Annotated in this window: 25 protein-coding genes and 2 pseudogenes; 6 read left to right on the top strand and 21 right to left on the bottom strand. The window is 59.5% G+C overall.

Translation table 11 applies throughout. The features are described 5' to 3' along the window. Positions 1–30: 30 nt before the first annotated feature. From ispH to murJ, 6 genes and pseudogenes are all read right to left on the bottom strand, one after another. Positions 31–1031: pseudogene (gene ispH, locus ACF2JD_RS16070) on the bottom strand (4-hydroxy-3-methylbut-2-enyl diphosphate reductase). After that, positions 1031–1483 carry an FKBP-type peptidyl-prolyl cis-trans isomerase gene (gene fkpB / locus ACF2JD_RS16065; RefSeq protein ID WP_106884989.1) on the bottom strand — a complete coding sequence of 151 codons (453 nt, stop codon included), beginning with the start codon at positions 1481–1483 and terminating at the stop codon, positions 1031–1033. Before fkpB ends, ispH begins: the two are co-directional and overlap by 1 nt. Further along, positions 1480–1992, bottom strand: a complete 513-nt coding sequence (gene lspA, locus ACF2JD_RS16060; RefSeq protein ID WP_025325712.1) for a signal peptidase II — start codon at positions 1990–1992, stop codon at positions 1480–1482. The genes fkpB and lspA overlap by 4 nt, the downstream gene beginning before the upstream one ends. Next, positions 1992–4853 (bottom strand): isoleucine--tRNA ligase, encoded by a 2862-nt coding sequence (gene ileS, locus ACF2JD_RS16055; RefSeq protein ID WP_440987772.1) that lies wholly within the window; start codon positions 4851–4853, stop codon positions 1992–1994. Before ileS ends, lspA begins: the two co-directional genes overlap by 1 nt. Next, positions 4853–5827, bottom strand: a complete 975-nt coding sequence (gene ribF / locus ACF2JD_RS16050; protein ID WP_440987771.1) for a bifunctional riboflavin kinase/FAD synthetase — start codon at positions 5825–5827, stop codon at positions 4853–4855. Before ribF ends, ileS begins: the two co-directional genes overlap by 1 nt. A gap of 120 nt (positions 5828–5947) precedes the next feature. Then, a pseudogene (gene murJ, locus ACF2JD_RS16045) lies at positions 5948–7509 on the bottom strand (murein biosynthesis integral membrane protein MurJ). 191 nt (positions 7510–7700) lie between these two features. On the opposite strand from murJ, the gene rpsT reads away from it, so the two are divergent. Then, positions 7701–7964 (top strand): 30S ribosomal protein S20, encoded by a 264-nt coding sequence (rpsT, locus tag ACF2JD_RS16040; protein ID WP_033129187.1) that lies wholly within the window; start codon positions 7701–7703, stop codon positions 7962–7964. A gap of 49 nt (positions 7965–8013) precedes the next feature. Here rpsT and ACF2JD_RS16035 read toward each other — a convergent pair whose 3' ends face one another. The 8 genes from ACF2JD_RS16035 to rppH form a co-directional block, all read right to left on the bottom strand. Further along, a complete protein-coding gene (locus tag ACF2JD_RS16035; RefSeq protein WP_106884992.1) occupies positions 8014–8316 on the bottom strand; it encodes an ArsR/SmtB family transcription factor in 303 nt (100 codons plus the stop codon). A 49-nt stretch (positions 8317–8365) separates the two neighbouring features. Beyond that, positions 8366–9298: a transcriptional activator NhaR gene (nhaR, locus tag ACF2JD_RS16030; protein WP_005332358.1), complete on the bottom strand. Its 933-nt coding sequence runs from the start codon at positions 9296–9298 to the stop codon at positions 8366–8368. Continuing rightward, positions 9285–9665: a hypothetical protein gene (locus tag ACF2JD_RS16025; protein WP_171277181.1), complete on the bottom strand. Its 381-nt coding sequence runs from the start codon at positions 9663–9665 to the stop codon at positions 9285–9287. Before ACF2JD_RS16025 ends, nhaR begins: the two co-directional genes overlap by 14 nt. A 20-nt stretch (positions 9666–9685) precedes the next feature. Beyond that, positions 9686–10876, bottom strand: a complete 1191-nt coding sequence (gene nhaA, locus ACF2JD_RS16020) for a Na+/H+ antiporter NhaA (RefSeq protein WP_440987770.1) — start codon at positions 10874–10876, stop codon at positions 9686–9688. Positions 10877–11171: 295 nt separating this feature from the next. Continuing rightward, positions 11172–11966 (bottom strand): thymidylate synthase, encoded by a 795-nt coding sequence (gene thyA, locus ACF2JD_RS16015; RefSeq protein WP_440987769.1) that lies wholly within the window; start codon positions 11964–11966, stop codon positions 11172–11174. Further along, positions 11963–12790, bottom strand: a complete 828-nt coding sequence (gene lgt, locus ACF2JD_RS16010) for a prolipoprotein diacylglyceryl transferase (protein ID WP_408752026.1) — start codon at positions 12788–12790, stop codon at positions 11963–11965. Before lgt ends, thyA begins: the two co-directional genes overlap by 4 nt. A 67-nt stretch (positions 12791–12857) precedes the next feature. After that, positions 12858–15137 carry a phosphoenolpyruvate--protein phosphotransferase gene (gene ptsP / locus ACF2JD_RS16005; protein ID WP_106884996.1) on the bottom strand — a complete coding sequence of 760 codons (2280 nt, stop codon included), beginning with the start codon at positions 15135–15137 and terminating at the stop codon, positions 12858–12860. A 13-nt stretch (positions 15138–15150) separates the two neighbouring features. Further along, the gene (gene rppH / locus ACF2JD_RS16000) at positions 15151–15678 is read right to left on the bottom strand and encodes an RNA pyrophosphohydrolase (RefSeq protein WP_106884997.1); all 528 of its coding nucleotides are present in this window, start codon (positions 15676–15678) and stop codon (positions 15151–15153) included. A gap of 732 nt (positions 15679–16410) precedes the next feature. On the opposite strand from rppH, the gene mutH reads away from it, so the two are divergent. Then, entirely contained in the window at positions 16411–17085 is a 675-nt protein-coding gene (gene mutH / locus ACF2JD_RS15995; RefSeq protein WP_427235148.1) for a DNA mismatch repair endonuclease MutH, read from the top strand. An 83-nt stretch (positions 17086–17168) separates the two neighbouring features. Next, a complete protein-coding gene (locus ACF2JD_RS15990) occupies positions 17169–17492 on the top strand; it encodes an isoamylase early set domain-containing protein (protein WP_005332348.1) in 324 nt (107 codons plus the stop codon). Between the two features lie 129 nt (positions 17493–17621). Here the strand turns inward: ACF2JD_RS15990 and rplS are convergent, their stop codons facing one another. From rplS to ffh, 5 genes are all read right to left on the bottom strand, one after another. Next, positions 17622–17969, bottom strand: coding sequence for a 50S ribosomal protein L19 (rplS, locus tag ACF2JD_RS15985; RefSeq protein ID WP_005313505.1), 348 nt, complete (start codon positions 17967–17969; stop codon positions 17622–17624). 32 nt (positions 17970–18001) lie between these two features. Further along, positions 18002–18751 carry a tRNA (guanosine(37)-N1)-methyltransferase TrmD gene (trmD, locus tag ACF2JD_RS15980; protein ID WP_041206410.1) on the bottom strand — a complete coding sequence of 250 codons (750 nt, stop codon included), beginning with the start codon at positions 18749–18751 and terminating at the stop codon, positions 18002–18004. 34 nt (positions 18752–18785) lie between these two features. Continuing rightward, a complete protein-coding gene (gene rimM / locus ACF2JD_RS15975) occupies positions 18786–19307 on the bottom strand; it encodes a ribosome maturation factor RimM (RefSeq protein WP_005332346.1) in 522 nt (173 codons plus the stop codon). 24 nt (positions 19308–19331) lie between these two features. After that, on the bottom strand, positions 19332–19580 hold the full coding sequence (gene rpsP / locus ACF2JD_RS15970; protein WP_025325696.1) for a 30S ribosomal protein S16: 249 nt from the start codon (positions 19578–19580) through the stop codon (positions 19332–19334). Between the two features lie 179 nt (positions 19581–19759). Continuing rightward, positions 19760–21136: a signal recognition particle protein gene (gene ffh / locus ACF2JD_RS15965; RefSeq protein ID WP_408752022.1), complete on the bottom strand. Its 1377-nt coding sequence runs from the start codon at positions 21134–21136 to the stop codon at positions 19760–19762. 296 nt (positions 21137–21432) lie between these two features. Here ffh and ACF2JD_RS15960 point away from each other — a divergent pair, with 296 nt between their 5' ends. Together ACF2JD_RS15960 and ACF2JD_RS15955 are read left to right on the top strand one after the other, a co-directional pair. After that, a complete protein-coding gene (locus tag ACF2JD_RS15960; RefSeq protein ID WP_290029359.1) occupies positions 21433–22224 on the top strand; it encodes a cytochrome C assembly family protein in 792 nt (263 codons plus the stop codon). A 40-nt stretch (positions 22225–22264) separates the two neighbouring features. Continuing rightward, on the top strand, positions 22265–23545 hold the full coding sequence (locus ACF2JD_RS15955; protein WP_106884999.1) for an HlyC/CorC family transporter: 1281 nt from the start codon (positions 22265–22267) through the stop codon (positions 23543–23545). Positions 23546–23575: 30 nt separating this feature from the next. Here ACF2JD_RS15955 and ACF2JD_RS15950 read toward each other — a convergent pair whose 3' ends face one another. Continuing rightward, a complete protein-coding gene (locus ACF2JD_RS15950; RefSeq protein ID WP_106885000.1) occupies positions 23576–24043 on the bottom strand; it encodes an Rrf2 family transcriptional regulator in 468 nt (155 codons plus the stop codon). A 111-nt stretch (positions 24044–24154) separates the two neighbouring features. Between ACF2JD_RS15950 and hmpA the strand changes: the two genes are divergently transcribed. Further along, positions 24155–25348: an NO-inducible flavohemoprotein gene (gene hmpA / locus ACF2JD_RS15945; RefSeq protein ID WP_408866334.1), complete on the top strand. Its 1194-nt coding sequence runs from the start codon at positions 24155–24157 to the stop codon at positions 25346–25348. 85 nt (positions 25349–25433) lie between these two features. On the opposite strand, the gene ACF2JD_RS15940 is transcribed toward hmpA, so the two are convergent. Further along, positions 25434–26012: a tetratricopeptide repeat protein gene (locus ACF2JD_RS15940; RefSeq protein ID WP_440987845.1), complete on the bottom strand. Its 579-nt coding sequence runs from the start codon at positions 26010–26012 to the stop codon at positions 25434–25436. Positions 26013–26142 lie beyond the last annotated feature (130 nt).

Below are 26142 nucleotides of genomic sequence, written 5' to 3'. Positions count from 1 at the left end.
CACTTTATTCTTAAGCCTTCCTGGCTGCACTCAAATTATTCTAAGTTCGGGAGGAACCTCAAAGACCACGTTCTCTTCACGGCCAGGATGCTCGGCGACCACCTTGCCACCCAGCTCCCGCAGGCGGGCGATAACCTTTTGCACCAGCACCTCGGGGGCGGATGCGCCGGCAGTGACGCCGATCGCCTTCACCCCTTCCAGCCAGCTCGCCTCAATCATGGACGCATCGTCGATTTAAGGCGTTATCCCCAGTTTTTAAGTGAAATCTCTCCCACTGACGTATCATTTGGTCCGCCCGAGATAGGCCTTGGCGCCCCTACCTTCTCGGCCAGCTCGCGCAGGCGGTTGGAGTTGGAGGAGTTCCGTGACCCCACTACCAGCATGGCGTCCACCAGCCCCGCCATCTCCCGCACCGCATCCTGACGGTTCTGGGTGGCATAACAGATGTCATCCTTGCGCGGTCCCTGAATTTTTGGGAAGTGTTGGCGCAAGGCATCGATAACGTCCGAGGTCTCATCCACGCTGAGCGTAGTCTGAGTAACGAAGCAGAGATCGTCCGGGTTCTTCACCTTGAGCCTGGCCACGTCCTCCGGCGTCTCCACCAGATACATGCCCCCTTCCGGATTCTCGTACTGCCCCATGGTGCCGATCACCTCGGGGTGACCGGCGTGACCGATGAGCACGGCCTCGGATCCCTTGCGGCTGGCACGATGGACCTCCATGTGCACCTTGGTCACCAGCGGACAAGTGGCATCGAACACCTTGAGGGCACGGGACTTGGCCATCTCGCGCACCGTCTTGGCCACGCCGTGGGCGGAGAAGATGACGATGCTGTCGTCCGGCACCTCGTCGAGCTCCTCGACGAACACGGCCCCCGCCTCTTTCAGCTTGTTCACCACATAACGGTTGTGCACCACTTCATGGCGGACATAGATGGGCGCCCCGAACTTCTCAAGCGCACTCTCGACTATGCTGATGGCCCGATCGACACCGGCACAAAAACCACGTGGGTTGGCGAGCAGAATATCCATCAGTGCACCTTTTCCTCGTCATCCACGCCCAGGATCTCCACCTCGAAGGTGACGGTGTGACCCGCCAGCGGGTGGTTGAAGTCGACCGTCACCGACATCCCTTCCACCGCCCGTATGATGCCGGGCAGCTCGCTGCCATTGGGCTGGTCGAAGAGGATGATGGTGCCAATCTTGGGCTCCACATCGGCACCGAACTTGGCTCTGTCCAGATGGTAGATGTTGTCGGGATTGGAGTGACCGAACGCCTGTTCAGGCGCCAGCGTGAAGCTCTTGGCCTCACCCTGTTGCAACCCCAGCAGACACTGCTCGAAGCTCGATGTCAGGCTGCCGTCCCCCATTCGCAGGCGGGCCGGTTTGCCGTGCAGCGCCGTGCTGTCGGCAACCGAGCCATCTTCCAGCTTGATGGAGAAGTGGAACAGTACGCTGCTGTCAGCGCCTATGGCCTGGCTCATGCCGCCTCCTTCTGTTTTTCGGAGCGAAAACCTTCCAGCACTATCATGGCTGCGCCGATGAAGATGAAGCTGTCCGCCAGGTTGAATGCGGGCCAATGGGAGCGCTGCCAGTAGAAGTCGAGGAAGTCGACCACATGGCCAAGCACCAGACGATCAAAGACGTTGCCAAGGGCTCCGCCGATGATGAGCGAATAGGCGATACCGCTCCAGCGCTGGGTGACCGACTGCTTGCGCAACCAGTGCGTCAGCAGCCCACAGATGGCAAACGCCAAGACCGCGAAGAACCAGCGCTGCCAGCCCCCCTGATCGGCCAAGAAGCTGAACGCTGCGCCCTTGTTGTAGACATGCACCAGGTTGAAGAAGGGGGTGATCTCCACCCCCGGATAGCCAAACGGCAGCAACTTGACCACGGCGAGCTTGCTCGCCTGGTCCAGTACGAAAGCCAGCACCGCCAGCCACAGCCAACGCAGGCCCGTTTTGTTATGAAGAGCGTTATTGGTCATGTTCATCAGGCAAATTGACGCGTTTCGCCGTCACCCTCGACGTTGGTGACGCAGCGGCCACAGATCTCTTCGTGACCGGCTATGGTGCCCACGTCTTCCACATGGTGCCAGCAGCGGTCGCACTTGGCGGCAGCAGACTGGGCCACGTTCAGCCACAGATCATCGCGCTCGGTCGCAACGGCACCTTCCGGTGCTGTGTCAGCCACCACCACCTTGGCCTTGGAGGTGAGCAGCACGAAGCGCAGCTCATCGGCCAAGGCATTCAGGCGCTTAGCCAGCTCGGGCTTGGCGAACAGAGTCAGTTCTGCCTGCAGGGAGCCACCGATGCGCTTCTCGCCACGGGCGGCTTCCAGTGCCTTGTTCACTTCACCGCGCACTGTGAGGATCTCAGCCCAGAAATCGTCGTTCAGCACTTCACCCGCTTCCAGCCCGAACAGGCCGTCGTACCACTCTTCGGTGAACACGAACTCACCGCGCTCACCCGGCAGCAGAGCCCAGATCTCGTCGGCGGTGAAGCTCATGATGGGCGCCATCCAGCGCACCATGGCCTCGGCGATGTGATAGAGGGCGGTCTGGCAGGAGCGACGAGCCAGGCTGTCAGCCTTGGCGGTGTACTGCCTGTCCTTGATGACATCCAGATAGAAGGAGCCCATCTCGATGGAGCAGAACTGCATCAGCTTCTGGGTCACACCGTGGAAATTGTACTCATCGAACGCCGCCATGATCTCGGCCTGTACCGCCTTGGCACGGCCCACGGCCCAACGATCCACCACCACCATGTCGGCAGACGCCACCATGTCGGTCGCCGGATTGAAACCGTTCAGGTTGGCCAGCAGGAAGCGGGCTGTGTTGCGAATACGGCGATAAGCATCGGCGGAGCGCTTGAGGATCTCGTCAGAGACTGTCATCTCGCCGGTGTAGTCAGTGCTCGCTACCCACAGGCGCAGGATGTCGGCGCCCAGCTTGTTCATCACGTCCTGCGGGCTGACCACGTTGCCGATGGACTTGGACATCTTGCGCCCCTGGCCATCCACGGTGAAGCCGTGGGTCAGCACCTGGTTGTAGGGAGCCTTGTCTTTCATGGCCACGCCGATCATCAGGGAGGACATGAACCAGCCGCGGTGCTGATCAGAACCTTCCAGATAGAGGTCGGCGGAGTGACCGTTGAACTCGGGACGGGCATCGACCACGGAGGAGTGGGTCGAGCCTGAGTCGAACCAGACGTCCAGGGTGTCGGGCACCTTGTCGTACATGTCGGCGTCGCTGCCCAGCAGCTCGGCCTTGTCCAGATCCCACCAGGCCTGGATGCCGGACTGTTCGACCCGCTTGGCCACCTCTTCCATCAGGCGCACGGATTCCGGGTGCAGCGCCTGAGTCTCCTTGTGAACGAACAGGGAGATGGGCACGCCCCAGGTACGCTGACGGGAGATGCACCAGTCAGGACGGTTCTCGACCATGGCCTGGATGCGGTTCTTGCCCCATGCCGGCACCCAGCCGCTCTGGCCGTGCTGGGCAATGCCATCTTTCTCGATGCGCTCGATCTCTTCCAGCGCACGCTTGCGCAACCCCTTCTGCTCCATGCTAATGAACCACTGGGGGGTAGCACGGAAGATGATCGGGGTCTTGTGACGCCAGCAATGGGGGTAGGAGTGGTTGAACACCTTGTGGTGCAGCAGGGCGCCGCGCTCGGTCAGCACCTCGACCACGGAGGCGTTGGCCTTGAACACGTGCTGGCCGGCAAACAGCTCGGTATCCGGCAGGTAAACGCCGTTGCTGCCAACCGGGTTGGCTACTTCCAGACCGTACTTCTGACCGACCACGAAGTCTTCCTGACCGTGGCCAGGGGCGGTGTGGACAGCGCCGGTACCGGCATCCAGGGTGACGTGGTCACCCAGCACCACAGGCACGTCGAAGCTGTAGAAGGGGTGGTTGAAGCGCAGCAGCTCGAGCGCCGCACCCTTGGCATAGCCCAGGTTGTGGAACTTCTCGATACCGGCTCTGTCCATCACGTCCTTGACCAGCTCGGCGGCCAGGATCAGGCGCTCGGGGTTGTCACCCTCCACCTGTACCAGGGCGTAGTCCAGATCGGCGTGCATGGCGATGGCACGGTTGGCCGGCAGGGTCCAGGGGGTGGTGGTCCAGATCACGGCAGAGAGCGGGCCCTTGCCGGTGTGACCTTCGGGGCAGTCGAACTTGGCTGCCACTGTCGCCTCGTCGACGGCCTTGAAGCGCACATCGATGGAGGGGGAATTCTTGTCGTAGTACTCCACTTCGGCTTCCGCCAGGGCAGAGCCGCAGTCGGTACACCAGTGTACCGGCTTGGAACCCTTGTGCAGGTGGCCATTCTCGACGATCTTGGCCATGGAGCGGATGATGTTGGCTTCGGTGCCAAAGTCCATGGTCAGGTAGGGGTGTTCCCAGTCACCCAGCACGCCCAGACGGATGAAGTCGGTCTTCTGCGCTTCGATCTGGGTCTTGGCGTATTTGCGGCACTCGGCGCGGAACTCGGCGGCGGAGACCTTCACACCCGGCTTGCCGACGAGCCCCTCGACCTTCAGCTCTATGGGCAGACCGTGGCAATCCCAGCCCGGCACATAGGGAGAGTCGAAGCCGGAGAGGCCCTTGGACTTGATGATGATGTCTTTGAGGATCTTGTTGACCGAGTGACCGATGTGAATGCTGCCGTTCGCGTAGGGAGGGCCATCATGCAGAATGAAGGAAGGCTTGCCCGCTTTGGCGCGGCGAATGGCGCCGTAAAGATCCTGATCGTACCAACGTTTCAGCATGTTGGGTTCGCGCTTGGCCAGATCGCCACGCATCGGAAACTCGGTTTCCGGCAGATTCAGGGTGTGTTTATAGTCGCTCATCAGTCCTGGGTTCCCTTCTTTTCTAAAAGAGTGCTGGGTAAATTGAATGGTGGCAGCCCGAACCAGGCTCGGGCCGCCAGGGCATCTCGTTCGATCTGCTCTTTCAAGGCGGTGAAAGAGGCAAACTTCTGCTCTTCGCGCAGCTTGTGGCGAAGCAGCACCTTGACCTGTTGACCATATAGATCGCCAGAAAAATCAAATAGATGTACTTCCAATCTGGCTTGTGTACCGCTCAAGGTCGGCCGTACACCCACATTGGCGACACCGGGGAAGGTCTTGCCGGAACATATCACTTCCACCGCAAACACGCCACCGACCGGGATCACCTGGCGTTTGAGGGCCAGATTGGCGGTTGGAAAACCTATGGTGCGCCCCAGCTTGTCGCCATGGGCCACCCGGCCGCTGATGGTATAGGGGCGGCCGAGCATCAGTTCCACTTCCGCCATCCGGCCCGCCTTGAGCGCTTCGCGCACCAGGGTACTGCTGACCCGCTGGCGGGATAGCTGGAAACTCTGGGTGCTGATCACCTCGAAACCGAAGCGCTGCCCCGCCGCCTCCAGCAGCTGGAAGTCCCCTTCCCGCCCCTTGCCGAAGCGAAAATCATCGCCCACCACCAGGTAGTGCACGCCGAGTTTCTCCACCAGCAACTGCTCGATGAAGCTGCTGGCGGCCTGCTCGGCGAAGCGGTGCGTGAACCGCACACAGAGCATGCGATCTATATGCATCCCCTTGAGGGCTTCGTACTTCTCCCGCCAACGGCTGAGACGGGCAGGAGCCGCATCCCCCGCAAACAGCTCAAGGGGCTGCGGCTCGAACAGCATGACGCAGGCGGGCAGACCAAGCTGGGCGGCTTTCTCCTGCAGTCGGGCCAGCACCGCATGGTGGCCCTGATGAACCCCATCGAAGTTGCCTATGGTCAATACACAGCCCCGATGACGGGGCTTGATATTGTGAATGCCGCGAATGAGTTCCATCAGTGCCTTGTGCGTTGCTGCCATGGAAATCGGCGGATTATATATCAGGCAGCAGGCAGGGTCAGCCCTGCTGTTGAGCCGATTTCAGGTATCTGACCCGGAACCCGTGCGCCATCAGCCTCATTGCTGACCCGATTTCAGGTGTCTTGGCCTGACCCCCAGCACCAACAGGACTATTCCATACAAGGCGCCCCCCAGGCAGAGCAGCAAGGTCAGCTCCAGACTGGCTTTGCCCATGCTCCAGGCTCCCCACTGGGCGAGATCCGGTGACAGATAGCCAAGCACGCCCCCCATCAGCACGGTCGCCACCAGCAGCTTGAGGCAGAACACGCCCGTGTTGCGGGAAGGGCGATAGACCGCCTGCTGATACAACCCCTTGAACAGCAGGGCCGCATTCAGGGTGCCGGAGCAGGCGGTGGCGAGCGCCAGCCCCACATAGCCAAGCGGATAGATGAAGATGAGGTTGCACACCATGTTGGCCACCATGGCCATGATGCCGATCCGTACCGGGGTCCTAGTGTCCTGGCGGGCATAGTAGCCGGGCGCCAGCACCTTGATCAGCATCAGGGAGAGCAGCCCTGTGGTGGACGCCAGCAGGCTGGCGCTGGACATGGCCACTCGTGCATGCCGAACTCCCCGCGCATGAAGAGCACTCTCAGTATGGGCTCGCGCAATACGGCAATCCCCACCATGGCGGGCAGGCCGAGCAGCATCACCATCCGCACCCCCCAGTCCATGGTACGGGAGAAGTCGGCCGGATCCGCATCCACATGCTTCTTGGCCAGCGCCGGCAGGATCACTGTGCTGATGGCGACCGCGAACAGGCCGAGGGGGAACTCCAGCAGGCGATCCGAATAGTAGAGATAGCTGATGGCACCGGTCGCCAGGAAGGAGGCCAGCATGGTGTTGATCAGCAGATTGATCTGGCTGACCGAGACGCCGAACAGCGCCGGTATCATCAGGGTGCGGATCTTCACCACACCAGGATGGTGCCAACCCCACTTGGGCCACACCAGCATGTTGATCTGGCGCAGGAAGGGGTACTGGAACAGAAACTGCACCAAGCCGCCGAGGAAGACGCCGATCGCCAGCGCGATCTCGGGCCGCTCCAGCAACGGGGCTATCCACCAGGCCGCCGCTATCATGGTGAGGTTGAGGAACACCGGCGTGAAGGAGGAGACGGCGAAGCGACCAAAGGTGTTGAGAATAGCCCCGGCCATGGCGGTGAAGGTGATGAACCAGAGATAGGGGAAGGTAATCTTGAGCATCAGGCTGGCCAGCTCGAACTTCTCGGCCGCCGGGCCGCCGTGCAGCCAGTCCCAGAACCAGCCCCAGCCGAACAGGGCCGTCAGCACCCCCGAGCCCAGCACACCGAGCAGGGTGACTATGGTGACTATGCCCCCAAGGGTGCCCGCCACTGCGGCCAGCAGCTCTCGCACGGCCTGCTCGTCACCGTTTTTCTTGTACTCCGTCATCACCGGCACGAAGGCCTGGTTGAAAGCCCCTTCGGCGAACAGCCGGCGCAAGAAGTTGGGAATGCGGTTGGCGAAGAAGAAGACGTCTGCGGCCACCCCGGCACCGAGCAGATTGGCGATGACCACATCGCGCACCAAGCCCATCACACGGGACACCAGCGTCATTGCGGACACTATCATGCCGGATTTGATCAATTTCTTACTCAAGACGAGGCCTCTGGAACTGTCAGAATGGAAAGAATGCTGCTAGAATCGGCCGACAGTTTAACCGCCTCCCAACTGACACACCACCGGGGGGCGGTGTTTATTTGCACAAATCATTTGACAATATGTGGTTGAGAAGGCATATTTCCGGGCCTTTTCAATACACTCGCTAAGACAGTTTTAGGAGTTTTACCTTGGCTAATATCAAATCTGCTAAGAAGCGCGCGATTCAGTCAGAGAAACGTCGTCAACACAACGCCAGCCGTCGTTCCATGACCCGTACCTATCTGAAGAAAGTAATTGCTGCAATCGCTTCTGGCGACAAAGCTGCTGCCACTGCCGCTTTCGCTGTTGCTCAGCCGATCATGGATCGTATGGCGACCAAAGGCCTGATCCACAAGAACAAAGCTGCTCGTCACAAGAGCCGCCTGTCTGCCCAGATCAAAGCTATGGCTTAATCAGCTTCGGCTGAACAAAGCTAAAAAAACCGGCCTTAGTGCCGGTTTTTTATTTGGGTTCGCTGCAATACAGCCTGTGCAACAATCCAATCATCTCGCGTACCTCATGGCTGCGCAGCGAATAGTAGACCGTCTGGGCCTCTTTTCGCGTCGCCACCAGCTCATCACGCCGCAGCACAGCCAGATGCTGTGACAGGGCCGATTGACTCAGTCCAAGCACCTCGTTGAGTTCCCCCACCGACAGCTCTCTCTCCAATAACTGGCACAGAATGAACAAGCGCCGTTCATTGGCCAGCGCCTTGAGCAGGGTGACCGCACGTCCGGCATTCGCCTCCATCTCTTCCAACTGCATCGCATTCCCTCCCCTGCAAGACAGGAATCATACCCTCTGCCCCGCCGATTTAAAATGACAGGGTCGCCGGCTGAATGGTGGTGAAATCCTCCTGACCGGCAAAGAGGAAGGAGAAATCACTCTCGCACACCCGCTTCACCGCCGGATGCTGGATCATCCGTTCGGCGAAGATGACGTAGTACTCCTCCATCAGATCCTGGGTCTCCCCGATCAGCATCACCTCCTCCCCCTCCAGGATCTCCTCCCGATAGATGGTCGGCGCCATGAAGATCCCCTGATTGAAGAAGCCAAATGCCTTCATCAGGGCCGCATCGTCGAATTCCCCCAGGATGCTGGGAGAGATGCCCTGCTGCTCGAACCACTGGGTCAGCTGGCGCCCCATGGCGGTACGACGGCCCGGAATGAGCAGCTTGCGCTCCTCGAGACAGGCAGGAAAAGGCTTTTCGGGCAGCGGCGCCTTGCAGAAGAAGCTGACGCCACAGCCTCCCAGCCGCTTGGAGAGCAGGCCGGCGTGCTGGCTGGAGTCCACCGGACAATCGGAGAGGATCATGTCTAGCTTGTGCTCGCTCAGTTGTTCCAGCAGCAGCTCGTGGGTCGATTCGAAACAGCGCAGGTGGATGGAGCCGTCGTTGGGGATGACGGAGAGCAGCACCCGGCTGGCGAGGCGCTTGGAGAGTGCATCGGCGATGCCTACGTCGAACAGGATCTGGCTCTCCTTGCGGTAGTTGACGATATCCAGCATCTCGTAGGAGAGGCTGAACATCTTGTCGGCATAGCGAAACACCAGCTGGCCCAGTTCGGTCGCCTCGAGGGATCGCCCCTTACGGATCAACAGCTTGCCGCCGAGACGCTGCTCCAGCAGTTTGATCTGACCGGTGACTGTCTGCGGGGTCAAGAAGAGGGCTTCCGCCGCCTGGGTGACGGAACCCTTCTTCTGAGTCATCCAAAAATAGTAGAGATGGTTGTAATTAAGGTGTGACATCCGATGGGGTTCCCGCGCTGCGCGGGCTCCGGTAGCAGCTGAGTTCAACCGCCAGAATGTCATACATGTCGCTGATCGAGTCAACCTTGTTTGCGCCGAACTGCTCTTGCAGGGTCAGCTTGAGGCGGGCCGGATCCGGCATCCGCTCCCCGCAGTAGCGCTTATGGGACTTCTTCACGCGCTCGCCGGCCCGGCTGCTCAAGGCCCGCTCGGTGAAGGTCTCACCGAACTGGGCCTTGGCCTGCTTGTCCCCCAGCATGAGGGCGCTGTCCACCACCCCATTGAGATAGGCCGAGCAACTGGCCGACATCGCATCCTGCTGGCACTCCGCCAGGCTATTCGCCCAGACTGCCGGGCTCGCCAGCATGACTAACCATCCGAGTCTTCTCATAACCCCTCCGTGCTTTGATTCGCCTCCCGATTGGGCAGCGATATCCGCAGGGCGATAAAACCGATCACGGCCGCCAGGGTAGATCCCACCAGGATCCCGAGGCGTGAGTAGCTGCCGTAGTCCAGTCCGCCATGCTCGAATGCCAGCGATGCGATGAACATCGACATGGTAAAGCCGATGCCACACAGGATGCTGACCGCAAAGATCTGCTTGAAGTTGACGCCGCTCGGCAGCTGGGCGATGCCGAGTTTCACCGACAGCCAGCTGATGGTGAAGATACCGAGGGGTTTGCCGATGAAGAGCCCCAGTATGATGCCCATGGGCACCGGGCTGAGCAGATCCGACAGCTGGATCCCGTCGAGGGAGACCCCGGCGTTGGCAAAGGCAAACAACGGCAATATCAGGTACGCACTCCAGGGGTGCAGCACATGCTCGAGGTGCTTGAGTGGCGAGGCATAGCGCTTCCCGGAGATAGGGATCATGAAGCCAACGATGACGCCGGCCAGGGTCGCATGGACGCCGGACTTGAGCACCGCAACCCAGAGCACCAGACCCACCAGCATGTAGAGGCCGATCCTGTCCTCACCGCGGCGATTCATCCACAGCAGAGTGAGGGTCGCCAGAATGCCGACCGCCAGTGCGGTCAGCGACAGCTGCTGGGTATAAAAGAGCGCGATGATGATGATGACCCCAAGGTCATCCATGATGGCCAGGGCCAGCAGGAATACCTTGAGGCTGGTCGGTACCCGCTTGCCGAGCAGCGCCATCACCCCGAGGGCGAAGGCGATGTCGGTTGCGGCCGGAATGGCCCAGCCGGCCCGGGTCACTTCGTCTTCGTAGTTGAAGAGGGCATAGATGAGCGCAGGGGCCAGCATGCCGCCCACGGCGGCGATGGCCGGGAAGGTGGCCTGCACCCGTGATGAGAGCGCCCCCTCCAGCATCTCACGCTTTACTTCCAGCCCGACCAGCAGGAAGAAGATCGCCATGAAGCCGTCGTTGATCCAGAGCAGCAGCGGCTTGTTGATGTCGAGGGCGGCAATGCGCACCTGTACCTGGGTATTGAGGAAACTCTGATAGTGCTCCGCCAGGGCAGAGTTGGCCAGACCGATGGCCACCAGGGCGGCCAGGATCAGAATTATTCCGGAGGCTGACTCCAGTTTGAGAAATCGCTTGAACACATCGCTCATGGTCTAACTATCCATAAAATTGTACTTTTTCAGTCTAGGGGCCGAGTGAGTTAATGAAAAATCGTTTCTAACTGCCAATAACAACGGAAAAACCGAAGGCAAAATGAATCATGCCTGCTATAAGCACGTTTTACCCCGCCTTCATGAGCCCGCGGAGTATTCTTTTTTTTGCATATTTATTCTTTTAAGGCATGAAAAAGGCGCCCGCAGGCGCCTTTCGAACAGATGGAATAACGTAATGCCGCCACGCGGGAGATCCTGCCGAGAGCCGCTCGCCATCACGGCGGATACGGGATCAGATGGCAACAGGGGCCTTGATACCCGGATGGGGATCATAACCCTGGATCTCGAAGTCCTCGAACCTGTAGTCGAAGATGGAGTCCGGCTTGCGCTTGATCACCAGCTGCGGCAAGGGACGCGGCTCGCGGGAGAGCTGCAGCGCCGTCTGCTCCATGTGGTTGGAGTAGAGGTGCACGTCGCCACCGGTCCAGACGAAGTCGCCCACGGCCAGATCGCACTGCTGAGCCATCATGTGGGTCAGCAGGGCGTAGCTGGCGATGTTGAACGGCAGGCCGAGGAATACGTCGCAACTGCGCTGATAGAGCTGGCAGGAGAGCTTGCCGTCTGCCACGTAGAACTGGAAGAAGGCGTGACAAGGGGCGAGCGCCATCTTGTCCAGCTCACCCACGTTCCAGGCGGAGACTATGATGCGACGCGAGTCCGGGCTGTGCTTGATGTCATCCACCGCCTTCTGGATCTGGTCGATGACGGCGCCATCGGCCGCCGGCCAGGAGCGCCACTGTGCACCGTAGACAGGGCCCAGATCGCCGTGCTCGTCGGCCCACTCGTCCCAGATGCTTACGCCGTGCTCTTTCAGGTAGGCGGTGTTGGTGTCGCCATTGAGGAACCAGAGCAACTCGTGAATGATGGAGCGCAGGTGGCACTTCTTGGTGGTGACCAGCGGGAAGCCTTCCGCCAGATTGAAGCGCATCTGATGACCGAACAGGGAGACTGTCCCCGTGCCGGTGCGATCGGATTTGACGGTGCCTTCATCCAGGATCTTCTGCATCAGGTCGAGATAGGCCCTCATTGCTTTGCCTCCTTCGCCGCGTTGCCGAACAGCTGCGGACGCTTGTAGGCGACCCAGATCATCAGGGCGCCGATGATGATCATCGGGGTGGAGAGGATCTGGCCCATGCTGATCTCCTGGAAGTAGAGACCCAGCTGGCTGTCAGGCTGGCGTACGAACTCCACCAGGAAGCGGAACAGGCCGTAGAACAGCAGGAACATGCCGGAGATGGCGCCCCGTGGCGGGTTCTTGCGCCAGAACAGGTTCAGGATGATGAAGAGCACCACACCTTCCAGAGCGAACTGGTAGAGCTGGGAGGGGTGACGCGGCTCGGGGCCGGCCTCCGGGAAGATGATGGCCCAGGGCACGTCTGTGATCCTGCCCCACAGCTCGCCGTTCATGAAGTTGCCGATGCGGCCGACACCGAGGCCGAACGGAATGAGCGGCGCCACGAAGTCCGCTACGGTGAAGAAGTGACGCTTGGTCTTGTGGGCAAACCAGATCATGGCGGTGATGACACCGATCAGGCCGCCGTGGAACGACATGCCGCCGGTCCAGATCTTGAACAGGTAGGTGGGATCGGCCAGGAAGAGATCGAAGTTGTAGAACAGCACATAGCCGATACGACCACCCAGGATCACCCCGAGGAAGCCGTAGAACAGCAGGTCGGAGACCTCGTTGCGAGTCCAGCCACTGTTGGGCGCGTCGGCGCGGCGGCCCGCAAGCCACATGGCAAAGGCAAAACCAAACAAATACATGAGACCATACCAGCGTACCGATAGTGGTCCCAAACTGAATGCTACGGGATCAATCTGCGAGAAAACCCAATATCCGTCGTGCTGCATGGCGCGGCCCCAGTCATAAGAAAAGCCGCATTCTCCGATCATTCGTCAGCAGGAACAAGACTGAATATCAATCGGGCAGCTTGGTCTTGTGGCCCGCGCGCAGCAAACCGCCCAGACCGTGCTCTTCCAGGTAGCGGGCAAACAGGCCACGGAGCACGTGGGGATTGTCGTGCTTGAGGCCATCTGCCATCAGCGCCTTCAGCTCGCCGAGATCGGATTGACGCAGCACGTACTTGATGCGGGAGATGTTGTGGGTGTTCATGCTGAAACGGCGATAGCCCATGGCCAGCAGCAGCAGCACGCCGACCGGATCCCCGGCCAGTTCGCCACAGACAGAGACCGGCTTCTGGTAGCGATGGGAGGCATCGACCAGCAGTTGCAGGGCGCGGATCACAGCGGGATGGAAGGCGTCATAGATGCTGGCGACCCGGGCGTTGTTGCGATCCACCGCCAGCAGATACTGGGTCAGGTCATTGCTGCCCACCGACCAGAAGTCGATGAGGGGGGCCATCTCCGGCAGGATGTAGAGGGCGGAGGGCACCTCTATCATCACCCCGAGGCTAGGGTAGCGGATCACCGCATCACGGCTCGCCGCCTCTTCCGACACTTCACGCCAGGCCTGATCCAGCAGCCGGCGGGAAGCCTTGATTTCACTGACGCTGCTGATCATCGGCAGCATGATGGCCAGATTGTCCAGCCCTTCGCTGGCGCGCAGCATGGCCTTGAGCTGCACCAGGAACAACTCGGGGTGATCCAGGGTGAGCCGGATCCCCCGCCAGCCAAGGAAGGGATTTTCCTCCACTATGGGGAAATAGGGCAATTGCTTGTCCCCCCCCACGTCCAGGGTGCGCATGCAGACCGGGCGATCCCGATAAGTCTCCAGGATCCCGCGATAGCGCGCCGTCTGCTCCCATTCGGAGGGGAAGCTGTCCTGCAGCATGAAGGGGATCTCGGTGCGATAGAGCCCGACCCCGTCCGCCAGATGGTTGAGGGAGATCTCGGTGTCGGCACTGAGGCCGGCGTTGAGCAGCAAGGAGACAGGAGTGCCGTCAGCCGTCTCCGAGGGTTGGTTGTCGACGCTGCGCACCAGAGTATCGAGCGCCCGCTCCTCGCTCAGCAGCTGCCGGTACTCGGTCAGGATCACCTGATTGGGTTCGATGAAGAGATCGCCGCTGTAACCATCGACGACCAGGGTGCGACCACCTATGTCACCCAGGGGCAGATCCACCCCCATGATGGCCGCCACCCCCATGGCGCGGGCCAGGATGGCGGCATGGGAGTTGGTCCCCCCCTTGAGCGACACCACGCCGCTCAGGAACTCCCGCGGGATCTCGGCGAGTATGGTGGCGGTCACCTCGTCGGCGACCAGCACCACAGGCTCCCCTATGGTGAGCTGCTCGGGTTCGTCCTGCACCAGACGGCTGATGAGCCGCTGGGCTATGTCTTTCACATCGGTGGAGCGCTCCCGCAGATAGGGATCCTTCATCCCCTTGAACTGCTCGATCAGCCGATCGCTGATGATCTTGACCGCGGAGATGGCGGTCCAGTGCTCCTTGCCGACCTTGTTGCGGATGGGCTTGATGTAGCCGGGATCGTTCAGCAGGTGCAGATAGATGTCGAAGATGGCGACCGAATCCTGGCTGTAGCTCTCGCGAAAGCGTAGCGCCAGGCTCTCCAGATCGTGGCGAACCTCTTCCACCGCGAGCTCCAGTCGGGCCAGCTGCTTGCCGTGGTCCTCGTCCTTGCGCGGGGTGATGCTGTTGAGCGCCTTGCGCGGGCGCCACACCCAGGCCTTGGCGATGGCGATGCCACTGGCACCGGCGATGCCGCGCAGCGGCTTGCTCCAGTCGGTCTTCTGCAACCAGCCCTTGGCCTGGGCCTGGGCGATGCGCGCCGCCAGCTGCGCCGCCAGGGTGACCATGAAGGACTCTTCCCCTTCATCGAACAGCCGGCTCTCTTTCTGCTGCACCACCAGAATGCCCACCACCTGGCGCTGGTGCATGATGGGGGCGCCGAGGAAGGAGCGAAACGCCTCTTCCGCGACATCGGGCAGGAACTTGAAACTGGGGTGAGAAGGCGCATCGGCCAGGTTGATAAGCTCTTCCCGCTGACCCACCAGGCCGACTATGCCCTGCTCGAACGGCAAGGTGGCCTTGCCCACCGCCGACTCGGCCAGGCCATCGGTCGCCGCCAGTCGATAGCGGCGCATGTCGGGCTCGGCAACATAAACGGAGCAGCAGTCCACCGTCATGGCGAGCCGGGTCTGGCTCACCAATGCTTGCAAGGCCTGTTCGAGGGTGTTGGCCTCGGCCATGCTCTCGACGATGCGTCTGAGTTCCGTCAGCAACTAATTGTGCTCCTTAGCGCGAGCGGTTGCGCCGCCCATCCTTTCGATTAACCTGCACCACCGGCACCGGCATGGCCAGCGGGGCAAACTCCTTCATCACCCGGCGGTAAACTTCCCGCTTGAAGGAGACGACCTGACGAACCGGGTACCAGAAGCTGACCCAACGCCAATCATCAAATTCCGGGTGACCATGACAGCCGAACTGGATCCTGGACTCTCTGCCAGGATCGAGCTGCAACAAAAACCATTTCTGCTTCTGGCCAATACAGACCGGTGAACTGTCCCAGCGAACGAGTCGTTTGGGTAAGCGATACTTCAGCCAGTTGCGACTGGTCGCCAGTATGGTCACATCCTCGGGCTTGAGGCCTATCTCCTCATACAGCTCACGATACATGGCCTGTTCCGGCGATTCACCATCATCAACTCCCCCCTGCGGAAACTGCCAGGAGTGCTGCCCATAGCGCTTAGCCCACAATACTTGCCCGTCACGGTTACAGATCACGATGCCGACATTGGGACGAAATCCGTCGCCATCTATCACGTGATCACCTTATAAAGGCTGAATCTATAAAGAGATTGTTCCACATTCACCCCGTGGCGGCAAACAGGGACTGTCATCTTCCACTCATGAATAACTTGGCATTTCAAGCAAAGTTATAAACAAACAGGAAGGACAAGCTCCGCAAGTTGCCCACCCAGACTGTGCATAAGCCTGTGATCAAGCGGGTATATACAGTAGTTTTATACTACGACTTCAAATCATGCCGTATCATACCCGATTCATATAAAAACAAAATATTCATTTAAATACATACAGTTAATATTTAAAGACTGGATCAAGATCCATGTCTTTTGCGCCCGAGGATCCTGGCTGTCAATTGTGAACAAGTTCGACTGTTCAAAGATCCATCAAGGCTAGTTTATCCACAAGGATGGCGCATTATCTGCACCGATATGGCGAGAAAAATCGGCGTGCTCTCACATTTATTTCTGATGCCGGGCCCTGTATCACCACTTTATGTCAGTTATCCAAGATTTCTGTGGATAACTATGTGCAACAGCCAGGCCAAACCCTTGGACAACTCGCAGCAACCGGGATCCTCCCGTTATCCAGGCTGGAGAAAAAAGTCAAATTCCTTTAAAATCATTGCCATAGATTAAAATTCACAATCCTGCCCCCCCTGTGTATAGCCGGGCAAGGATCGGTTACAAAAACAGCGATCCTCTGTCAGGATCACACTTGTCCACCCCTTCTCGCCAACAGGAGCCCCTCATGCCCGACAACCCACAGTCAGAGCAGGAATTGCTGGCGCGCGCCTACGCCATGGCGGGCTTCACCCTGGCTCAACTCGCCGCGACGGCCGGCATCCCGGTGCCACGGGATCTCCGGCGGGACAAGGGCTGGATCGGCCAGTTGATCGAGTGGCAGCTGGGCGCCAGCGCGGGTAGCCGACCGGAGCAGGACTTCCCCGATCTCGGCATAGAGCTCAAGACGATCCCGATCGATCCTCAGGGCAAACCGCTGGAAACTACCTTCGTCTGCGTCGCGCCCCTCATCGGGATCAGTGGCCAGCGCTGGGAGGAGTCCAATGTGCGCAACAAGCTGTCGCGGGTACTCTGGATCCCGGTGGAGGGCAGCCGCACCATCCCCGTCGGTGAGCGCCGGGTCGGCATGCCGTTGCTGTGGAGCCCGAACGAAGAAGAAGACAGGTTACTGCGTCAGGATTGGGAGGAGCTGATGGACATGATAGTGCTGGGGGAGGTGGAGCAGATCAGTGCCCGCCACGGCCAGGTCATGCAACTGCGCCCCAAGGCGGCCAACAGCAAGGCACTGACCCGCGCCATCGGCCGCAATGGCCAGCCAATCCAGACACAGCCAAGGGGCTTCTACCTCAAGATTGACTTCACTCACCAGCTGCTTCGGCGTCATTTCGCCCTGCCTGCCTGACGATTGCTATCAACATCCTTGTCATAAAGTGATATAAAAATGAACAGCACTGCTTTCTTCGCAGTCAGTGACAAGGAGTCGATATGCCGATCAACAAGCAATTTCTCAAGTCCCGCCCCGAGGTCAAGGTGACCTTCGCAGTGGAAAAGGAGGCCGCAGGCGAGGCCGAACAGGTCTTGCTTCTGGGGGAGTTTAGCCAGTGGCAACCCATTGAATTGAAAAGAATGAAGAGCGGGGAGTTCAAGGCGACCCTCAACCTTCCCACCGATGGCCCCAGCCATTTCGAGTATTGCTACCAGCTGGTGCAGCCGGACGGGGAGACCCGTTATGACAACGACTGGGAAGCGGACGACTACGTGCCTGGCCCCTTCGGGCGCGACAACTCTGTGGTGCGGGTCAGTCAGTAGACGACGACCAGAACACTAACACCTCTGACCGATACCCGAATTACAGACACAAAAAAGGCTCGCCATTGGCGAGCCTTTTCACTACCTGTCGAGCTTTTCGCCGACATACCGACACCAATTCGAATCGAATTAGTTGAGCTTCTCTTTGATACGAGCAGCTTTGCCGGACAGGTTGCGCAGGTAGTACAGCTTGGCGCGGCGAACATCACCACGACGCTTCAGTTCTACACTGTGGATCAGCGGAGAGTGAGTCTGGAATACACGCTCAACACCTTCGCCGTTGGAGATCTTGCGAACGGTGAAAGCAGAGTGCAGACCGCGGTTACGCTTGGCAATGACGATGCCTTCGAAAGCCTGCAGACGCTCTTTACCACCTTCTTTAACACGAACTTGAACACGTACGGTGTCGCCCTGGGCAAAAGCCGGGATGTCGGTACGCAGTTGCTCTTGTTCAAGCTGCTGAATAATCTTGCTCATTGTCTTTCCTTACCTAGGATAAACTGAAAACTCTACTTAACGCTGTCACGCACTTCGCGGACATACTCGGCAAGAAGTGATTCTTGCTCGTCAGTCAGAGCTAGGTTGTTAATAAGTTCCGGCCTTCTCTGCCAGGTTCGTCCGAGCGACTGCTTGAGACGCCAGCGCCGAATCACTTCGTGATTGCCGCTTGTCAGCGCCTCGGGCACCGCCAATCCATCCAACAACTCCGGCCGAGTGTAGTGGGGATGATCCAGCAGGCCATCCGTGAAGGAGTCCTGCTCGGCACTGGCCTGATCGCCCAGGACCCCGGGGACCAGACGCGAAACCGCATCGATCAGGGTCATGGCAGGCAACTCGCCACCACTTAACACGTAATCCCCGATAGACCACTCTTCGTCCACTTCGGTTTGTATCACGCGTTCATCGATACCTTCGTATCGACCGGCGACCAGAATCAGTGTCTGATTCGTCGCCAACTCGGTTACGCCCGCTTGAGTCAGCTTGCGCCCCTGAGGAGAGAGATAGATGACTTTCGCCCCGTCTCCCGCCGCTTGCTTGGCTGCATGAATAGCATCACGCAGCGGCTGAACCATCATCAGCATCCCAGGCCCACCACCATAAGGACGATCATCGACCGTGCGGTGTTTGTCGTGGGTGAAATCCCGCGGGTTCCAGCACTCAATCTGCAGCAGGCCACTCTTGACGGCCCGACCCGTTACCCCGTGCTCGGTAATGGCTCGGAACATTTCCGGGAAGAGGCTAATCACCCCAATCCACATAAGAAACCTCCGGCACCCGTGTTAGCGCGGGAAACTAGAAACCAGGATCCCAATCAACTTCGATTGTTCGAGCAGTCAGATCAATGTTCTTGATCACCTGCTCTTCCAGGAACGGGATCAGCCGCTCCTTTGCACCAAAGGCATCTTTTACATTGGCCTCAACCACCAACACATCGTTGGAGCCGGTTTCCATCAATTCGGTCACCTTGCCCAGGTCGTATCCCTTGGTGGTCATCACGGAGCAACCAATCAGGTCACGCCAGTAGAACTCACCTTCAGGCAACGCAGGCAACAGATCGGCGGCTACGCCAATCTCGACATTGGTCAATGCCAGGGCATCCTCGCGCACATCGATACCATCGAGTTTGCAGATCAGACCCTTGTTGTGACGCTTCCAGGCCGAAACCTGAATCTCACGCCACACCCCGTTCTGATTGATCAGCCAGGGGTTGTAATCGAAAATCGCTTCGGCAACATCGGTGAAGGAGTTCACTTTAAGCCAGCCCTTGATGCCGTAGACGGTACCCAGGGTGCCCAGAACTATAGGTTTTTCCACCTTAACTCCTTACCGTTTGGCTGATTAAGCAGCTTTTTTAGCGTCTTTGATCAGCTTGGCAACGCGGTCAGAAACAGCGGCACCAGTAGCAACCCAATGCTCGATACGAGCCAGGTCCAGGTTCAGCTTTTCAGCGTTACCAGCAGCAACCGGGTTGAAGAAACCAACGCGCTCGATGAAGCGACCGTCACGGGCGCAACGGCTGTCAGAAACTACTACCTGGTAGAACGGACGCTTTTTCGCGCCACCACGTTGTAAACGAATGGTTACCATATCGTCCTCATGAACATCTAATGAACAAGGCCTGCAAATACGCAGACCCTAGCTTAAAATAAGCCGCGTAATTCTACTTGGATTCGTAATAATTGCAACCAAGCCTGCTATTTTTTGCGCAGGAGTTGGCATGAAAAAGGCTCACCGCAGTGAGCCTTTTTGCCTGACAAGCAGGAAAATCAGAACGGACCGCGTCCGCCACCGAATCCGGGCGGCAGCATGTTCTTCATCTGGCCCATCATCTTGCGCATGCCGCCCTTGCCGGACATCTTCTTCATCATGCGCTGCATCTCGGTGAACTGCTTGAGCAGCTTGTTCACATCCTGCACCTGCATGCCGGAACCCGCGGCGATGCGGCGCTTGCGGGAGCCCTTGATGAGATCGGGATGAGCACGCTCCTTGGGCGTCATGGAGCTGATGATGGCCTCCATCCGCACTGTGATCTTGTCATCCATCTGATCTTTCACATTATCCGGCAGACCGGACATGCCGGGCAGCTTGTCGAGCATGCCCATCATGCCGCCCATGTTGCGCATCTGGGCCAGTTGCTCGCGGAAATCTTCCAGATCGAAGCCCTTGCCGCTCTTGACCTTGCTGGCCAGCTTGGCGGCTTTCTCCTTGTCGACTGTACGTTCCACTTCCTCGATAAGCGACAGCACATCGCCCATGCCGAGGATACGGGATGCGAGTCGGTCCGGGTGGAAGGGCTCAAGGGCGTCGGTCTTCTCGCCCATACCGATGAACTTGACCGGCTTGCCGGTGATATGGCGCACCGACAGGGCGGCACCGCCGCGGGCGTCGCCGTCCGCCTTGGTGAGGATGACGCCGGTGAGCGGCAGCGCTTCGTTGAATGCCTTGGCGGTATTGGCGGCATCCTGACCTGTCATGGCATCCACCACGAACAGGGTCTCGACCGGCTTGATGGTGGCGTGAAGATCCTGGATCTCCGCCATCATCTCGGTGTCCACGTGCAGACGACCGGCGGTATCGACGATCACCACGTCATAGAACTTCTTGCGCGCCTGATCGATGGCCGCGGTGGCGATCGCCACCGGCTTCTGGGTCACATCGCTCGGGAAGAAATCGACCGCGATGTCGTTGGCCAGGGTCTCGAGCTGCTTGATCGCCGCGGGGCGATAGACGTCGGCACTGACCACCAGCACCTTCTTCTTGTGGCGCTCTTTGAGCAGCTTGGCGAGTTTGCCCACAGTCGTGGTCTTACCGGCCCCCTGCAGGCCCGCCATCAGGATGATGGCCGGCGGCTGGGCGGCCAGATTGAGCTGCTCGTTCGCCTCCCCCATGACGGAGACCAGCTCGCCATGCACTATCTTGATGAAGGCTTGGCCCGGGCTCAGGGACTTGGCCACTTCCTGGCCGACGGCACGTTCTTTCACGCGGGCAACGAAGTCACGCACCACCGGCAGGGCCACGTCCGCTTCGAGCAGCGCCATGCGCACTTCACGCAAGGTATCCTTGATGTTCTCTTCGGTCAGCCGGCCACGGCCACTGACATTGCGCAGGGTGCGCGAGAGTCGTTCAGTCAAATTCTCAAACATGACGCATTCCGATTCTTGGCGTAACTAGTGGGGCATTGTGGGGCATTATACCCCAGTCAGCACTGTGAGGACGATTACTCACCGCTTGCGGCGGTGACCCGCCATCGAATGAGCGGGTGTAACAAATGGAGGGCATTATACCCCAGTCAACGCCGGAGGACGATTATTCGCCGCACGGGGCCGTCAGCTGCTACTTATATATGGGCAGTTAGCCCCTGGCACAACTGGCGAGCATATCTTGTGCAAGGTATACTGCCCCTCTTATCCATAAAAGCTTGTTCGACAACGACCTGGTTATGATCGTGATCTCTGTTCTGGCCCTGGCGTTTTACCTGCTGGCCATCATCGCCTCTCTGCACCTGCTGCTCAGCGCCAAGCCCGTCGGGCAGGTGTCGCTGTTTGCCTGTGTCGGCCTGGCCCTGACCGCCCATGGCGTGGCGGTGGGAAGCGAGGTGCTGGTCACCCATTCCGGCCAGAATCTCAGCATGTTGAACGTCGCGTCCCTGGTCAGCCTCATCATCAGCTGCTTCATGACCTGCGTCACCCGCCGCTTCAACGGCTGGATCCTGCTGCCCGTGGTCTACAGCTTCTCGGCCTTGCTGCTCGCCGCCAGCGCCCTCATACCGGGTCGCTACATCACCCATCTGGAAGCGCATCCCCAACTGCTGCTGCACATAGGGCTCGCCTTGATGGCCTATTCGGTGCTGATGATCGCCTGCCTGTTTGCGCTCCAGCTTGCCTGTCTGGATCGGCAGCTAAAGTCCAGAAAGATCAGCCATCTGCCCGCTATGCCGCCCCTGATGACGGTGGAGAAGCGGCTGTTCCAGCTCATCTCCGCGGGCCTCTTGCTGCTGACGCTCTCCATCGCCTCGGGCCTGTTCTTCCTGGAAGACATGTTCGCCCAGGGCAAATCCCACAAGGCCATCCTCTCGATCCTGGCCTGGTGCGTCTATGCCTTGCTGCTGTGGGGTCACCACACCCGTGGCTGGCGTGGTCGCAAGGTCATCATGCTGAGCCTCATCGGCAGCGTCATCCTGACCCTGGCCTACTTTGGCAGCCGCTTCGTCAAGGAAGTCTTGCTGAGCTGACGGTTCAGCCACCCCAAAACCATCCCAACAGGAGCCCTTCTTGGACAGTATCTCAACGAGCACATTACTGATTGTTCTCGTTATCTTGATTGTTTTGTCAGCCTTCTTCTCCAGTTCTGAAACCGGTCTGATGTCCCTCAACCGCTACAAGTTGCGGCATCTGGCCCAAACCAAGCACAAGGCGGCCCGTCGGGTCGAAAAGCTGCTGGCCCGACCGGACCGCCTGCTTGGCCTCATCCTCATCGGCAACAACCTGGTCAACATCCTGGCCTCCGCCATCGCCACCATAGTCTGCATCCGGCTGTTCGGGGACATCGGCGTCGCCGTTGCTACCTTCGGCCTCACCCTGGTGGTGCTGGTATTCGGGGAAGTCACTCCCAAGACACTGGCGGCCATGTTTCCCGAACGCATCGCCTATCCCGCCTCCTGGGTCCTCAAGGGGCTGATGGTGCCTTTCGCCCCCCTGGTCTGGCTCATCAACAGCATCACCAACCTCTTGCTCAAGTTGCTGCGACTGGAACATCGCAAGGATGACTCCCTCAACACCGAAGAGCTGCGCACCATAGTCAACGAGGCGGGCAGCCTCATCCCCCAGCGCCATCAGGAGATGCTGATCAGCATTCTGGATCTGGACAAGATGACGGTGGAAAACATCATGGTGCCGCGCAGCGAGATCTCTGCCATCGACATCAATGACGACTGGAAGAGCATATTGCGCCAGCTGGCTCACTGCGCCCATACCAAGATCCTGCTCTATCGCGACAATATCGACGACGTCGTCGGATTTTTACACTCTCGTGACGCCCTCAGGCTGGTCGCCAGAGACCAGTTCAGCAAGTCCAGCCTGCTGCGGGAAGTCGATCCCATCTACTTCATTCCACAGGGCACGCCGCTCAACGTGCAGTTGGCCAAGTTCCAGCGCAACAAGGAGAGGATCGGGCTGATTGTCGACGAGTATGGCGATATTCAGGGGCTGATCACCCTGGATGACATCCTGGAAGAGATAGTGGGCGACTTCACCACCTCCATGGCCCCGGCGCCAAGCGACGAGATCCACCCCCAGCCGGACGGCTCCTTCCTGGTGGAAGGCTCCGCCAGCATCCGCGAGCTGAACAAGGAGATGCACTGGCACCTGCCCATCGACGGCCCGCGCACCCTCAACGGGGTGATCCTGGAGTACCTGGAGGAGATCCCCCAGCCCAACATCAGCGTCAGGCTGGCGGGCTATCCCATCGAGATCATCGAAGTCGAGAACAACATGGTGAAGATGGCGAGGATCATGCCACATCTCTACCGGAACGAGTCAGGTTACGAGGATTGAAAAAGGCTGCCGATGGCAGCCTTTTTCGTCTCACTCGTTCTCGTCATCCGGCTCCAGCACCAGAGTCGGGATCAACTCGCCGAACACCTGCTGCAGCTCGTCGCGGTTGGCCAGCAGGTCTTGCAGCGTATAGCCGTCCATCACCGCGAGGAAGGCGTTCATCGCCTCCTTCAAGGCACTCTTGAGCAGACAGACAGAGACGATGTGGCACACTGGCGAGTTGCAGTCGATGCCGTCCAGGTTGCCTTCCAGCGCCCGGATCACCTGGCCTATGTTCACGCTCTCAGGGGAACAGGCCATGCGGATCCCGCCATTCTTGCCACGCTGGGACTGCAGATAACCCAGCTTCACCAGCTGGTTAACCACCTTCACCATGTGATTGCGAGAGACGTCATACAAGGCAGACACCTTGGCCACGCTCGACAATTCCCCCTCCGGCAAGGTGGCCAGATAGAGCAGGGCTCTCAATCCAAAATCGGTATAGCTTGTTAGTCTCATAGTGCCTGTGGCGCATAGCGCAAAGAATTGATGATTGATCCAGATCAATTAAACATTTAGGATGCAACTTATTAAGTGACATTCCAGATGTTCAATTAGAAAGGACCTCCTATGTTAGACCAAGCCACCATCGCCGTCATCAAGAGCACCATTCCTTTGCTCGAATCGGCGGGGCCTGCCCTCACCCAGCACTTCTACCAGCGCATGTTCAACCACAACCCCGAGTTGAAGGATGTGTTCAACCTGGCCCATCAGCGCAGTGGCGGTCAGCCCCTGGCTCTGTTCAGTGCCGTGGCGGCCTACGCCAGGAATATCGACAACTTGGGGGCCCTGGCCGGAGCCGTGGAACGCATCGCCCACAAGCACACGGGTTTCCTGATCCAGCCGGAACAATATCACATTGTGGGTAGTCATCTCTTGGCCACGCTCAAAGAAATGGGTGGCAGTGCGGTGACGGACGAGGTGCTGGAGGCCTGGGGCAAGGCCTATGGCGTGCTGGCCGACATCTTCATAGGTCGGGAGGGGGAGCTCTACCGGGAGAAGGCGAGCGAGCTCGGTGGCTGGCAAGGGGCTCGCCCCTTCCTCATCAAGGAGAAGCGCCAGGAGAGCGAGCTTGTCACCTCCTTCGTGCTGGCGCCCGTCGACGGCAAGCCCGTGCTGCGCTTCAAGCCGGGGCAATATATCAGCATCAGGCTCAATCACCCGTCGCTGGCGTATCAGGAGATCCGTCAATACTCCCTCTCCGATGCCCCCAATGGCCACGACTACCGCATCAGCGTCAAGCGCGAGCCCCAGGGCCAGGCCTCCAATCTGCTGCATGACAAACTTCATGTCGGTGACGAGGTGGCGCTGATGCCGCCGGCGGGGGACTTCTTCCTGCAGACCGAGACGACCACCCCAGTGGTGCTGCTCTCCGCCGGGGTGGGCCTGACCCCCATGCTGAGCATGCTCAACCAGTTGCTGGCCGAACAGGCGGGAACTGAAATCCGCTGGCTCCATGCCTGCGAGCATGGCACCCAGCACGCCTTCAAGGAAGAGATCCAGGCCAAGAGCCGCCAGCACGCCAGTCTGCAGAGCCGGGTCTGGTACAGGGTGCCTGCCGAGCAGGACGTGCAGGGTAAGGACTACGACTTCAGCGGCACCATGGCGCTGGAACAAGTCACGGACCTCATCCCGGCCAAGGCCCACTACTACTTCTGCGGCCCTCTGGGTTTCATGAAAGCGATCAAGGCCCAGCTGCTGGCCCTGGGCATCCCCGCAGACAGAATGCACTACGAGGTATTCGGCCCCCATCAGGATCTCTGATCCCGCCGCCTGACCGGAGAAATGCACAAGGCCCACGAATGCAGGTTCGTGGGCCTTGTCGTATCCAGTGACCTGGCTTGCGGGTTTAGTGCATCGCCTTGGCGCGGGCGATGGCATTGGCGGGCATGCGATTGCCGAGCCGGCTCAGCAGGCTAGCGGCTTTCTGGTGGGTCGCCTTGTTGCCGATGACGGCGCCGTGCAGCCAATGATAGGCCTCTTCGTAATCCAGCGGACTGCCCATGCCCTGCAGCAGCATCTCGACCCACTCTATCTGGGCCCGCTGGAAACCCAGGCTGGCGGCCTCCCGCATCAGGGTCTCGGCCCGCACCAGATCCTTCTGGACCAGGATGCCTTTCCAGTAATAGCGCCCCAGCTGCTCCAGTGCCGGGGCCAGGCCCTGATTGGCCGCCTCCCACATGTATTGCACGCCGACCTGGGCGTCCGGCTTGATGCAGACGCCCCAGGCCAGCATGTCCCCCCACAGGAACTGATAGGCCGGGATCTTCATCACAGAGGCGCGCGCCTCTATGTCCTGGGTCAGCTGGCACCTGTCCTGCTTCACCCGGGTCAGATGACGTCCCTGCTCTATCCAGTTGAGCAGTTCGTCCTGGCGATAGAGCGGCACCGCCTGCAGATCTGCGGTGACCAGGGAGCCAGGATTCACCGCCTTGGGTAGCGGCGCTGCCGCCGGGGCTGATACCACGGGGGCAGGTGCTGCAACGGTCGACAGCACAGGGGCCGGATCACCAGCAGGCACCGCGGCTGACGGTACAGCTGCGGTGGCCGGGGTCGCT

Origin of the sequence: Aeromonas ichthyocola, assembly GCF_046087985.1 — a bacterium.
GTDB classification, from domain to species: Bacteria; Pseudomonadota; Gammaproteobacteria; order Enterobacterales; family Aeromonadaceae; genus Aeromonas; species Aeromonas rivipollensis.
The sequence above is the reverse complement of the archived record's forward strand: the minus strand, read 5'-3'. Positions and strand labels throughout refer to the sequence as shown.